The 12,994-nt window shown below is 63.4% G+C and carries 13 protein-coding genes; 6 read left to right on the top strand and 7 right to left on the bottom strand.

The window, feature by feature from the left end; all coding sequences use genetic code 11:
• Positions 1–42: 42 nt before the first annotated feature.
• Complete coding sequence (locus tag QA635_RS01595; RefSeq protein WP_016847248.1) at positions 43–552, bottom strand: GNAT family N-acetyltransferase; 510 nt, start codon at positions 550–552, stop codon at positions 43–45.
• 374 nt (positions 553–926) lie between these two features.
• Between QA635_RS01595 and QA635_RS01600 the strand changes: the two genes are divergently transcribed.
• From QA635_RS01600 to QA635_RS01615, 4 genes are all read left to right on the top strand, one after another.
• The gene (locus QA635_RS01600; protein ID WP_283066403.1) at positions 927–1,394 is read left to right on the top strand and encodes a DUF2269 family protein; all 468 of its coding nucleotides are present in this window, start codon (positions 927–929) and stop codon (positions 1,392–1,394) included.
• Positions 1,395–1,510: 116 nt separating this feature from the next.
• Positions 1,511–2,839 (top strand): SDR family oxidoreductase, encoded by a 1,329-nt coding sequence (locus QA635_RS01605; protein ID WP_283066405.1) that lies wholly within the window; start codon positions 1,511–1,513, stop codon positions 2,837–2,839.
• Between the two features lie 58 nt (positions 2,840–2,897).
• On the top strand, positions 2,898–3,305 hold the full coding sequence (locus QA635_RS01610) for a thiol-disulfide oxidoreductase DCC family protein (protein ID WP_092087810.1): 408 nt from the start codon (positions 2,898–2,900) through the stop codon (positions 3,303–3,305).
• 85 nt (positions 3,306–3,390) lie between these two features.
• Positions 3,391–4,296: an HNH endonuclease gene (locus tag QA635_RS01615; RefSeq protein ID WP_283066408.1), complete on the top strand. Its 906-nt coding sequence runs from the start codon at positions 3,391–3,393 to the stop codon at positions 4,294–4,296.
• Between the two features lie 21 nt (positions 4,297–4,317).
• Here the strand turns inward: QA635_RS01615 and QA635_RS01620 are convergent, their stop codons facing one another.
• The 6 genes from QA635_RS01620 to QA635_RS01645 all read right to left on the bottom strand — a co-directional run bounded on the left by QA635_RS01620 (position 4,318) and on the right by QA635_RS01645 (position 10,500).
• Positions 4,318–5,565: a flavin monoamine oxidase family protein gene (locus QA635_RS01620; RefSeq protein ID WP_283066410.1), complete on the bottom strand. Its 1,248-nt coding sequence runs from the start codon at positions 5,563–5,565 to the stop codon at positions 4,318–4,320.
• A gap of 178 nt (positions 5,566–5,743) precedes the next feature.
• Entirely contained in the window at positions 5,744–7,570 is a 1,827-nt protein-coding gene (gene typA, locus QA635_RS01625) for a translational GTPase TypA (RefSeq protein ID WP_016847242.1), read from the bottom strand.
• 276 nt (positions 7,571–7,846) lie between these two features.
• On the bottom strand, positions 7,847–8,068 hold the full coding sequence (locus QA635_RS01630) for a hypothetical protein (RefSeq protein WP_283066413.1): 222 nt from the start codon (positions 8,066–8,068) through the stop codon (positions 7,847–7,849).
• An 11-nt stretch (positions 8,069–8,079) separates the two neighbouring features.
• A complete protein-coding gene (locus tag QA635_RS01635; protein ID WP_229160663.1) occupies positions 8,080–8,358 on the bottom strand; it encodes a hypothetical protein in 279 nt (92 codons plus the stop codon).
• Positions 8,355–9,800 (bottom strand): radical SAM protein, encoded by a 1,446-nt coding sequence (locus QA635_RS01640; protein ID WP_283066417.1) that lies wholly within the window; start codon positions 9,798–9,800, stop codon positions 8,355–8,357. The genes QA635_RS01635 and QA635_RS01640 overlap by 4 nt, the downstream gene beginning before the upstream one ends.
• Positions 9,781–10,500 carry a prolipoprotein diacylglyceryl transferase gene (locus QA635_RS01645; protein WP_283066419.1) on the bottom strand — a complete coding sequence of 240 codons (720 nt, stop codon included), beginning with the start codon at positions 10,498–10,500 and terminating at the stop codon, positions 9,781–9,783. The genes QA635_RS01640 and QA635_RS01645 overlap by 20 nt, the downstream gene beginning before the upstream one ends.
• Positions 10,501–10,803: 303 nt before the next feature.
• On the opposite strand from QA635_RS01645, the gene QA635_RS01650 reads away from it, so the two are divergent.
• Both QA635_RS01650 and QA635_RS01655 read left to right on the top strand, forming a co-directional pair.
• On the top strand, positions 10,804–12,183 hold the full coding sequence (locus tag QA635_RS01650) for a hypothetical protein (RefSeq protein WP_283066421.1): 1,380 nt from the start codon (positions 10,804–10,806) through the stop codon (positions 12,181–12,183).
• A 266-nt stretch (positions 12,184–12,449) separates the two neighbouring features.
• Complete coding sequence (locus tag QA635_RS01655; protein WP_028343759.1) at positions 12,450–12,908, top strand: hypothetical protein; 459 nt, start codon at positions 12,450–12,452, stop codon at positions 12,906–12,908.
• Positions 12,909–12,994 lie beyond the last annotated feature (86 nt).

Genomic DNA, 12,994 nt, shown 5'->3' on the forward strand with positions numbered 1-12,994 from the left:
GGCTGGTTTAGCCTTGCTGCAGCTGCGAGAGAAGCAGGATTTTCAGTTGGCCCAGGCGAAAGCGACCTTGTCGAGCGACTTGGGCCCGAACCGCTCCGAGGAGCGCGCCACCATCCGGCCGCCCAGCGCACGGTAAAATTCGGTCGCCGGCTCGTTGTCGGAAAGTGCCCAGATCACCATGCTCTTGAGGCCGCTCTGCATCAGGTCGCGGCGGGCGGAGGCGAACAGGCGCCGGCCAAAGCCAAGCCCCTGGAATTCCGGCCGCAGATAGAGCTCGTAGATCTCGCCTTCGAAATGCAGGCTGCGGGCGCGGTTGCGGCCGTAATTGGCGTAGCCTGCGATCCGGTCGCCGAACACCAGTACGCTGACGCGGCTGCCCTTGCGGATGGCGCTGTCCCACCACTGCGGGCCGCGGCGATTGATCAGCTTTTCGAGTTCGGCGCCGGGGATGATTCCCTGATACGCCGAGCGCCAGGCTTCGTCATGGGTAGACGCCACCGCCGCCGCGTCTGCAGCTTTGGCCGGCCGGACCTCGATTAGCGTTGTGCTCATGCCTGCAATCAAAGCAAGTCGGCGGGCCGCCTTCAAGGTCCATCGTTAATTATCGGTTAATCTGTGGATTTTTTGCATCAGTGTCGTGAGAACATGTTCCGAAAGAGGACACTTGCCGGAGTTCAAGCGGCCAACCGCCGATCCGGAGCTGTGCAAAGCGTGGATCGCGAGCGCAGTATGACACTGCCATAGTTGGAAAAAGCTCATTCGGGGGCCGATTCGCGGCCAGGATTCTGCGAGCGAATCCAGACGCGATGTGGGTACTCCGACCGCGCCACGCCTGCGCCGCCGCAGTGGATTTTCGCGCCCGACCGGCCTATGGCAGCGGCGGTATTTGTGCGCGCCGAAGTTGGCCTGATTACGAGCGGACTGCGATGACGCTCTACTTCCTGATCAAATATCTGCACGTGCTCGGCGCCATCGTGATCCTGGGCACCGGGACCGGCATCGCCTTCTTCATGCTGATGGCACATCGAACGCAGGATGCGGCGTTCATCGCGCGCACGGCGGCGACCGTCGTGATCGCGGACATGATCTTCACGCTGAGCGCCGTGCTGCTGCAGCCGGTGAGCGGCGGGCTGCTGATGCTGTTGTCGGCAACGAGCATCACCGAGCGCTGGCTCGTGGTTTCGCTTGCGCTCTATGTGCTGGCCGGCGTGTTCTGGGTTCCCGTCGTCTTCATGCAGATCCAGATGCGCAATCTCGCGCAGGCGGCCGTCGAAAAAGGTCTTCCGCTGCCGCCGCGTTATTTTGCGCTGTTTCGCCGCTGGTTCCTGTTCGGTATTCCCGGCTTTGGCTCCGTGATGATCATCCTCTGGCTGATGATCGCGAAACCATTTTAGCGCAGTGTCGTCATTCCGGGGCGATGCGAAGCATCGAACCGCAGATGCGCAATTGCGCATCGGGGAATAGATTCCGGGTTCGCGCCCCGGAACGACGCCAAATAGTCTTGGGCCTCATGAGTGACGACGCATCACACAACATCCTCGTGCTCGGCGCCTCGGGCCTGATCGGGCGCACGATCACCGACGATCTGAGGGCGCGCGGCTTTCACGTGATCGGGGTCGCGCGGTATTTCACGCCTGCGCAAAAGATGAGCGCGGCCGACCTCGAGCTGCCTGTCATGTCGATGGATGCCGCGGCGCTGACGCAGCTGCTTCGCACGCACCAGGTCGACATCGTCGTGAACTGCCTCGGCGTGCTGCAGGACGGTCCGGGCAGCGACACCCGCGCGGTGCATCGCGACCTCGTCGCGCGGCTGTTGCAGGCGATCGGTGACAGCCACCGCGCCATCCGTCTCGTCCACATTTCGATTCCCGGTATGGCCGATGCGGACCGCACCGCCTTCAGCACCACCAAGCGCGAGGCCGAACGGCTGATCGCGGCGTCCGGGATTCCCCATGCGATCCTGCGTCCGGGCTTCGTCATCGCGCCGTCGGCCTATGGCGGCAGCGCCATGCTGCGCGCGCTGGCGGCGCTGCCGGTCGATCTGCCGGCCGAGGAGGCGGCGACGCCGTTCCAGCCGGTCGCAGTCGAGGATATCGCCGCCACCATCGCCTGGCTTGCGGCGCGCGATGTCGCCGATGAAGCGGTGCGATCGGTGACATGGGACCTGATGCAGGAGCAGCCGATTTCGCTCGGCGGCGTCATCGCCCAGTTCCGCCGGTCGTTCGGTACGGCAAAGCATCTCCGCATCGCGACGCCGCCGGTCCTGATCGATCTCGGCGCTCGCCTCGGCGATCTCGCAAGCCGGCTCGGCTGGATGCCGCCGCTGCGCTCCACCGCGATCGCCGAACTGCGCCGCGGCGTCACCGGCGATCCCACAGGCTGGACGCAAGCGACCGGCATCGTGCCGAAGACAATCGCGCAAGCGGTCGGCGGGCGCCCCGCGACCATTCAGGACAAATGGTTCGCGCGGCTGTTTTTGATCAAAGCGCTGATCTTCGCAAGCCTCGTGCTGTTCTGGGTCGCATCCGGCTTCATCGCGCTGGTGATCTCCTATGACGCCGCGGCGGGCATTTTGCGTGCGCACCATTTCCCGCCGGCTTTGGTCGGGCCGGTGACGGTGTTGACCAGCCTGATGGACATGAGCATTGGGGTGCTGATCGCAATCCGCCGCACCGCGGCGTTCGGTCTGATCGCAGGCATCGTCGCCTCGCTCGGCTACATGGCGGGATCGGCGATCCTGACGCCGGATCTCTGGATCGAGCCGCTCGGCGCGCTGGTGAAGACGGGACCTGCGATCGTGCTGATGCTGGTCGCGCTGTTGATCCTGGATAACCGGTAGCGTTTTCGAGCGAAGTGGGAACCGGTTCGCGTGAAGAAAACGCGTTGAGGGAATCGAGATGAGCACTTGGCCCGACGACGACGTGATCCTCTATGACGGCGTCTGCATCTTCTGCTCGCGCTGGGTCCGCTTCGTCATCGCCCGCGACACGGCACGCCGCTTTCGCTTCACGCCGATCCAGTCCGGCTACGGCACGCGGCTGGCGAAGAGCTTCGGCATCGATCCTGACGACCCCGACACCAACGCCGTCGTCCATGGCGGCGTCGCCTATATGAAATCCGATGCGGCGCTGACGGTGCTGAGCCATCTGCCCGGCTGGCGCTGGACCCGCACGCTGTTCGCGGTCCCCAAGCCGCTGCGCGACGCCGTCTACAGCCTGATCGCCCGCAACCGCTATCGCATCTTCGGGAAGTACGAGACGTGCTTCGTGCCCGACGCCGACATGCGGGCGAGGGTGCTGGAGTAGAGGCCGAAGGTCGGAGACTATCCAAATAGTAGGAGCTACTTTAGATTGAATGGCGTTGAGATAGTTGTGCGCGAAGGTTTCGTTTATGACCAAGGCAGTTTTTACTTCAAAGGTTACACCGAGCTACAAGGACCTGCCCGAAGAGAGGTATCACTTTCCGCGCACATACCTAAATTATGTCCAGCAGACTGTCGGCGACTACATCGTCTACTACGAACCACGAAGATCGAGCTCTGACCTTTCAAGTAGGGGAGGTCGTCAATCTTATTTCGGTGTCGCTCGCGTTAGTTCAGTGATTGAAGACGTCGAACTACCAGACCATTACTTTGCAATTATCGATGGCGCGACGTATCTGGATTTCGACACGGTCGTCCCGTTTCAGGAGCAGGGCGAATACTACGAGAGTGCACTCGAGAAGGATGATGGCAGCACCAACAAGGGTGCGTTTGGTCGAGCTGTACGGCTCATCCCCGATAATGAATTCGACCGGATCTTGCGAGCTGGGTTTGCGCCAATTCTTGGCGAGGTGCCTTCGCCGGAGGCGCCGTCGCCACTTGGATATTCTGAACCGCCGACACCGTTCGAACGACCAGTTGTCGAAATGGTTGTTTCCCGGCCGTTTCGAGAAAAATCATTTATGCATAGTGTACGAGCGGCCTATGCCAATAGATGTGCCATTACAGGTTTGCGGTTGATCAACGGCGGGGGCCGGCCCGAAGTGCAGGCCGCACACATTCAGCCAGTGGCGTCAAACGGGCCCGACTCAGTTCGAAACGGGCTGGCGTTGTCCGGAACAGTGCACTGGATGTTTGATCGAGGACTGATCTCGATTGGCGACGATTACAAGATACTAGTTTCCAAGAATCACGTTCCCGAAGATGCCGTTAGGCTTCTCAATCAAAGCGGATTGATCAATCTTCCGAAAGATCAGACCCTTTATCCAAACCCGCACTATCTGAAATTCCACAGAGACGTTGTTTTCAAAAAGTGAGACGGCCTCACTGCTGGGCAACTATTCTGGTCGGTTGGTCGCCACCACTTCCCGCGCCGCCCGCTCTCCCGAATCCCGCGCGCCGTGCGCGGTCGAGAAAAACTCGGGCGAGGTCGCTTCGCCGGCGAAGAACAGCCGGCCGTCGATCGGCGCGGCCAGCACGGCGCGCTTATCCGCGTGGCCGGGCAGTGCGTGCGAGTAGGAGCCGCGGGCGAACGGGTCGTGGGCCCAGCGGGATTCGCTGAGCGGCTTCAGCTTGCGGCGGAAATCATTGCCGAGGAAGGAGACGATCTCGTCGATGCTGTGCGCGGCGATGGCGCCGTCGCCGGCATTTTCAAGCTGTTGCGCAAAACGGCCGCCGAAGAAACCTTCGATGCACGGCTGGCCGAACGGACGGATGTGATAGGTGCCCATCTCGGTGCGCATGGTGGCGCCGCGCAGATTGCCTTCCTTCGGCAGCGCCTCGGGCTCGGCGAGCGCCAGCGTCACCTTGTCGGCAAGGCCGAGCGGCAGGCCGCGCGCGGCGTCGAGCTTGTCCGGCAGCGCAGGTGAAAAGCGGATCGCCTGATCGGCGATCAGGTTGGTCGGCACGGTGACGATCACCTTGTCCGCCTCAAGCACGCCGCGCGAGGTCTCGATGCGGATGCGCTTGCCGGAGTGATCGATCAGCTTGACCTCGCAGTTCAGCGCGACCGGCACCTGCGCGCCATAGGCCGCGACCAGTGCGCCATAGCCGCGCCGCACCCGCCAATTGATGTCGGTGTCTTCATAGGCGTCGACATCGAGGATCGAAACCTGGTCGAGCTCGCAGCCGTTCACATAGGTGGAGATCGCATCGATCATCGGGTTCCAGCGGTTGCCGGGCTCGAGGTACAGGCTGGCCGGGCAGTCCTTGCCGTGCCGCGCGGCCTGCTCGATGCGGTCGTAGAATTGGTCGAGTGCGTGCGTGAAGTCGTCGCGAGCGGCCTGCGGGAATGCCTCGCCGTAGGCGCGCTCGCGCCACGGCGGCAGGTCCTTGTTGAGCTCGAAGTTGAGTTGCCGGGCGATGCCGACAAAGCTGTTCTGGTCGGCCGAGTGCAGCCAGCCGCAGCCGACGTCGAACACCACGTCAGGCGCGGCCTGAATCGTATGCGCGCGGCCGCCGAGGCGGTCGCGGGCTTCCAGCACGATCGTGGAGAGGCCAGAGTCCTTCAGCGCATTCGCGGCACCGAGGCCTGCGGCGCCGGCACCGATGATGGCGACATCGACCGTGGAGGGAAGGGAAGTCATGTCCCGGCTCTAGCACGTCCGCCGCCGGGCCTGAAGCCGCCACATGCATGACTGTCATCACCCGCGCAGGCGAAGGCGGGTGATCCGTATTCCAGAGACAGAGGAGCTCAAGCCGACAGGTCGCGGCGTACTGGATGCCCCGGACAAGCCGGGGCACGACAGGCTACTACGCCACCGCTTAAGCTACAGCTTCCTTGGCCTTTTCGGCGCGCTTGCGGTCGTTCGGGTCGAGGTGCTTCTTGCGCAGCCGGATCGACTTCGGCGTCACCTCGACGAGCTCGTCGTCCTCGATATAGGCGAGCGCCTTTTCCAGCGTCATCCGGATCGGCGGCGTCAGGCGCACCGCCTCGTCCTTCGAGGTGGTGCGGATGTTGGTGAGCTGCTTGCCCTTCAGCACGTTGATCTCGAGGTCGTTGTCGCGGGTGTGCTCGCCGACGATCATGCCCTTGTAGACCTTCCAGCCCGGCTCGATCATCATCGGGCCGCGGTCTTCCAGCTTGAACATCGCATAGGCCACCGCTTCGCCCTGGTCGTTGGAGATCAGCACGCCGTTGCGGCGGCCCTGGATCTCGCCCTTGTAGGCGGCATAGCCGTGGAAGATGCGGTTCATGATCGCGGTGCCACGGGTGTCGGTGAGCAGTTCGCCCTGGTAGCCGATCAGGCCGCGGGTCGGCGCGTAGAACACCAGCCGCAGGCGGTTGCCGCCGGACGGGCGCATCTCGATCATCTCGGCCTTGCGCTCGCTCATCTTCTGCACGACGACGCCGGAATGCTCCTCGTCGACGTCGATCACGACTTCCTCGATCGGCTCCTGCCAGGCGCCGGTCGCCTCGTCCTTCTGCAGCACGACGCGCGGGCGCGACACCGAGAGCTCAAAGCCCTCGCGGCGCATGGTCTCGATCAGGATCGCGAGCTGCAATTCGCCGCGTCCGGAGACTTCCATGGAATCCTTGTCGGCGGCCTCGACGACGCGCAGCGCGACATTGCCCTCGGCCTCGCGCATCAGGCGGTCGCGGATCATGCGCGAGGTCACCTTGTCGCCTTCGGTGCCGGCGAGCGGCGAGTTGTTGACGATGAACGACATCGACACCGTCGGCGGATCGATCGGCTGCGCCGGCAACGGCGTCTCGACGGTGGGATCGCAGAAGGTGTCGGCAACGGTGCCCTTGGTGAGACCCGCGATCGCGACGATGTCGCCGGCCTCGGCCTCCTCGAGCGGGGTGCGCTCAAGGCCGCGGAAGGCGAGGATCTTGGTCAGGCGGCCGCTTTCGATCAGCTTGCCGTCGGCGGACAGCACCTTGACCTGCTGGTTCGGCTTGATCGAGCCCGAAGAGATGCGGCCGGTGATGATGCGGCCGAGATAGGGGTTGGCCTCGAGGATGGTGCCGATCATGCGGAACGGACCTTCCTCGACCTTCGGCGGCTCGACGTGACGCACGATCAGGTCGAACAGCGGCTGCATGCCGAGGTCCTTCGGACCCTCCGGGCTCTCCGCCATCCAGCCCTGCTTGGCCGACCCGTACAAGATCGGGAAGTCGAGCTGCTCCTCGCTAGCGTCGAGCGCGGCGAACAGGTCGAACACCTCGTTGATGACTTCGGTCGGGCGTGCGTCGGGACGGTCGACCTTGTTGATCACGACGATCGGCTTCAGCCCGATCTTGAGCGCCTTCGACACCACGAACTTGGTCTGCGGCAGCGGGCCCTCGGCGGCGTCGACCAGCACCAGCGCGCCGTCCACCATGTTGAGGATACGCTCGACCTCACCGCCGAAGTCGGCGTGGCCGGGGGTGTCGACGATGTTGACGCGGATGTCCTTCCACTGCACCGAGGCGGCCTTGGCCAGGATGGTGATGCCGCGCTCGCGCTCCAGGTCGTTGGAGTCCATGGCGCGCTCGGTGACCTTCTGGTTCTCGCGGAAGGTGCCGGATTGCTGCAGCAGGCGGTCGACGAGGGTGGTCTTGCCGTGGTCGACGTGGGCGATGATGGCGACGTTGCGAAGGTTCATGGCTCTTCTTCTGGTCGTGCAATGGTCAGATGCGCGATCTCGCCGGACCAGTTTGGCCGGCCGCTCGCTCGCGTGGCCCATTCGGGCCCGGATCACGCTCATACCCAAGAAATTTGACGGGGACGCATCACCCCAAAAAGGAAGCCCGGTCAGAGGACCGGGCACCTTGCGCGTTGCGGCGCAATATAGTCAGAAAACGCCAAAAAACAATGATTTATTGGCTGTTTGGAGGGCTGATTTTGGTTCCAAAGGCGGGTTTTGAAGGGCTTTCAGGTCTTACTTCCGGGTAATCGCGAACACGATCAGGCCAAGCCCGCCCAGCGCCACCAATATCACGAACATGGTGATGGGGTCGCCGCCGGCCCCGGCGCCCATCTTGGCGTTGAGAATGGCGCACAGGACCCCCGGGATCAGCAGGATCACCCCTACCACCAGCATGAGGGCGGTCAGGCAGCCGTTGCGCTGTCTCTGTTCCGGGTTTTGCTGAAAACTGCTCACGATACCCCGGACTAGCGTCCCTTAATCGCGGCGCGGATCAGCATCACGCCGGCGAAGCAGACCGCGAGCCCGAGCAGGATCAGGAAAAGAATGGAGGGATCGGTCTTCGACTCGCTCAGGACGCCGAACCCGAACAGCAGGGCGCAGAGCCCCGGCAGCAGCAGGACCAGCCCGAACAGCACCATGAACGCCGTGGCGCAGCCGCTGCGTGGCGACGGCGGCGGCGGGACGTATTTGTAGGGTGGCTCCGGTGGTGCAGGCGGGATGGGCGGTGGATTGGTCTCGCTCATCGCGGCACCTCCTCGCTTTGCCGTGCCTCTCGATAGGTCTGGCCGGCCAGCGCGGCGCGGATGCCGTCGATCTTGCCGTCACGGTAGAACAGATTGTAGGTGTCGAACGGGATGATCGCGCCGCTCTCGGTGACGAAGTGGATGCAGCTTCGCTTGACGTTGCCGACGCAGAAATTGAAGCGGTCGAGAAACTGCACGATGGTGACGCGGAACACGTTCTCGTAGGTCAGCCCCTCCGGCGCCTCGAAGCTCGGCAGGCAGCACAGCAATTCGCAGACCCGCTCCGAGGTGTTCAGCGGCCCCGACGACAGCGAGAACAGGTCGACAAACTTCTCCCGCAACACCGGATATTTCTCCGGGCTGATGGTGTTGGGCATCACGGCGATGAGCTGCTCCTGCGGGATCAGCGAGGTCAGCGGCAGCACCTTGTCGCCGTTGCGCAGGCCGTAGCCGATCGAGATGCTCTCGGGATTGCAGGGCAACGGGATCATGTCGTCAGCGCCGAACACCCCGGTCTCGATCACGCGCCGGCGGATCTCCGACAGCATGATGCGGTCGGTGTCCTTGTTGAAATGCTCGTTGCGGCCGGCATCCTGCACCGGCTGCAGCGTGACGCCGCGGACGCACTTCCAGGTCAGCGCGTGACGGACGATGTCGCCGATCTCGCCGTCGTTGACGCCGCGCTTGATGGTCGCGACCAGCGTGGTCGAGACGCCGTGGCGCTCGAGATTCTCCAGTGCCTGTTGGCGGATCTTGCGTAAGTCCGCGCCGCGCAGATTGACCAGCGCCTCGCGCTGCAGCGAATCGAACTGCAGATAGATCTCAAGCCCGCGCTTGTTCTCGGCGAACTTCGCCACGAAGTCGGGCTCGCGCGCGATCCTGAGGCCGTTGGTGTTGATCATGACATGGCGGATCGGGCGGGCGCGCACCGCATCCAGAATGGCGAAGAAATCCGGATGCAGCGTCGGCTCGCCGCCGGAGATCTGCACCAGGTCGGGCTCGCCCTCGCTCGCGACCAGCGCGTCCAGCATCTTCTCGATCTTTGCCAGCGGCGTGAAGCTCGAGCGTGCCGGCGAGGAATCCGCAAAGCACACCGGGCAGGTCAAATTGCAATGCTCGGTAATCTCGATCAGCGCCAGGCAGGAGTGCTGCTCGTGGTCGGGGCACAGCCCGCAATCATAGGGGCAGCCGAATTCGGTGTGGCGCTGGAACGCGAGCGGCCGGTCGCCGGGCTTGATGAAATCCTTGCACAGCCGCCAATAGGCCGCATCCGTCGAGACCAGCGTCGACTGCACGCCATGCTGCTTGCAGCGCTTCTCGTACCAGACCTCGTTGCCTGATATCTGGATCTTGGTCGGCACCAGGGCCAGGCAGGTTTCGCATAGCGACTGGGTCTGGCCCCAGAAGATGTAAGGGCGTGCCTTACGCAGCGGCGCGTTCATGCTTCAAGCTCACATTCGGCGCCGTCGCCAGCATGACGGCGGCGTAAATCATGACAAACAGCGACAGCAGGTGAAACAGCGAGAATGGTCCGATCAGCGCGCCATAGGGCTTGATGAATTCCCACAGGAAGCGCTGCAGTCCGTAGTAGAACAGCACGAGGTAGAATCCGTTGGTGATGACGGCGGCATTTCGGTTCAATACGGCCCAGACATAGAAGGCCGCGAACGCCGCCATCGCCAGGCTCTCGTAGTGCTGCACCGGATGGCGCAGCACGCCGTCGCCGAAATCATGGCCCCAAGGCAGCGTGGTCGGCGTGCCATAGGTGAAATCCTCGAGCCCCGCGAAATAGCAGCCGAGACGGCCGACCGCGACGCCGATCGCAAGCGGCAGCGCGAACCGCGCGCCGGTGCGCAGCGAAATCCCGTGTCGCCATTTGTAAAGCTCGATCGCGACGATGCCGCCGGCCAGCGCGCCCTCGACCGAGCGGGCGACGCCCGCCATGCCCGAGAACCACAGGTTCAGCGTGCCGAAAATGTAGGCGCCAATCCCGGCGCCGAACACCAGCGCGGCGATGTAGGGCAGCTCGAAGGATTGCCGGGGGAATTGCAGCCCGCGCCGGCGCGACAGCCACCACATGGCGAGCGCGGCCGCGCCCCATGCTGCAACGTCGAAGACGGCGTGAAGTTCAGCCCCACTCATGAGGCGAGTGTAGCGCGGTTTTCGCGGTCCGCGATAGCGGCTTCCCGATTGCAATGGCGGAACGAGGTTATCAACCCGTCCGCCTGGGAGCGGCGGGCTGATGGACCACGCCGGCGACGCCGGCCCGCGCAAAACGACAAAGGCTGTAACCGCGCAGAACGGATATAGCCGATGTTACGGCGTCCATCCGAAGCGCTATATCCGAACTGACGGCTGGGCTTTCGACCTTCCCAGGATGACATTCTGTCCGGAGTGCAGGACCCGTCCCGATTGCGCGGAGCGATTGCGATGAGGAAGGCTACGATGGATTTTTCGCGGATGTCGGATGGGATCCGGCTGCATCACGCCTCTCATCACCACGATGGGCACGATGGTGACGACGAGTCGGGTCCGGCACCGAGCGGCCCGTTTGCAGGGCTCGATGCGCATCCCGCGACGTCGAATTCCCCGCCTTATGACTCTGGCCCGGGCCAATCCGACCATCCCACCGCGTCGGGGGTCGACACGGGCGGCCACGTCGGCAACCACACTGCGGCGAGCCTGGATGCTTCGGCAACGAAGCCTGCTGCCGGCGCATCCCATTCCGCGACGGGCATCGCTTCGATCGAGAGCGGGGCGAACACCGCCGGGAACGGCGGAGACGGTTACTTTTACGGAGGTATCATTCACGCATCCCTGTTGATCTATGAACCGATCAACATTTCGGTGAGTTTGGGATACGGCTCGGCCGCCGTGGCCAACCAGTCCAACGATTTGAATGTCGATCAATCCGCCTTTCAGATGGCCGGCGTCGGCGGACATGGTGGGAATGACAACCTTGCATCGGGAGGCAGCATCAGTGCTTCCCTGGGCCCCGGCGTGATCGGGAGCGGCGACAACGGCGCCGGAAACGGCGGCAGCGGCTATTTCTCGGGTGCGTTGGTGGACGCTCCGGTGGTGATCTATCATCCGATCAATATTGCGGTGGCGAGCTCAGGCGGCACGGCCTATGCAAGTCAATCGAACACAGTCGACATCGATCAATCGGCCACGCAGATCGCGGGCGTCGGCGGCAGTGGCGGAAATGGCAATGTGGCCTTCGGCGGCAGCATCATCACGCTCGACCCCAGTTGGGGATCAAGCAACGGAGGAAGCGTCTGGGACGTTCAAACGGGCGGGAGTCAGGCCGGCAATGGCGGCGACGGCGCGTCCTACGGGAGTCTCGTGCATTCCTCGATCTTGGTGTACGACCCGATCAACATCGCAGTCGCGGGCTATGGCTCCAACGTTCATTCAGTCCAGACGAATGACGCCGACGTGGATCAATCCGTACTTCAGATCGCCGCCATGGGCGGGCACGGCGGCAATGGCAACGCCGCGACGGGCGGCCATGCAAGCCTTCTTTCCCACGGCTTGTGGGGCGGCTCCGACACGATTGCGACCGGCTCGAACGGCGCAGGCAACGGCGGCAACGGCTATTTTGCCGGCAGCCTGATCGATGTCAGCGTCGCGATCTATGCACCCATCAATATCGCAATCGCGGGGCCCCATTCGACGGCCGTGGCCGACCAGGTCAACAACGTGCACATCGACCAGAGTGCGGTCCAGATTGCCGGACTTGGTGGGGACGGCGGCTTCGGCAATCTCGCGCTGGGTGGCGATCTTTCCGCCCATCTTCTGTCCGATCTTCACCTGTTGGCATAGCGAAACATCGCGCCGCTCGCGCAGGCGGGTCGCAAGGTAGCGGACTCCCTGCGCATGCAAATCTCGCGCGGAGTCGTCCTCCCCGATGTTTCGAGCTCCGATGTTGCGCGACGAATGTCATACTTTCGTACGTAGGTCGACCGACCCGGATGGTGTCCGATTTGACATCTATCGGCAGCGCGCATCGCTGGATCAGACTCGCCCGTGCGCGTCCGCCTGATCGGGATGGATGATGCACGACAGCCAACACAAGGACGGAGGCTCAAATGTTGCCCAAGGCGATCAGCATCTCGGATTCGATCGAATTCAAATCGATCAACACCGGTGGTCAAAGTGTCGGAAATGGCGGCGACGGTACCTTCAAGGGAGCTATCATCAGCAAGCCGACCCTCAACTTCGATCCAACCAACAAGGCAGAAGGCGCCGATGTGCATGTGAACACCGGCGACCACGTCACTCAGACGGCAGATTGGGACGCCGGCGGCGCGAACGCGACGGCCTCGGTGTTTGCGAAGGCCCATGGCGGAAGCGCCGAGTCGAACGGAAGCCAGAAATCCTACAGCGGCCACGATACCTCCAAGGTATACGCCAATACGGATGCCACCCAGATCAACAAGCTCGCGGTGGACCAGCACCAGGAGGTCCTGGCCGGCATCGGCGGCAATGGCGGAGACGGCAACGCCGCGCTGGGTGGAGAAGTGAGCTTCCACCTCGATACATTCTGACCATCGGCTCGTCCGACCGTGGCGGGACCGGCGGCCTTTGCTGCCGGTCCCGCAGTTCAAGCCGATGCCCCGCCGATGCCCTGCCG

The organism is Bradyrhizobium brasilense (genome assembly GCF_029714345.1).
In the GTDB taxonomy this organism is placed as follows: domain Bacteria; phylum Pseudomonadota; class Alphaproteobacteria; order Rhizobiales; family Xanthobacteraceae; genus Bradyrhizobium; species Bradyrhizobium australafricanum.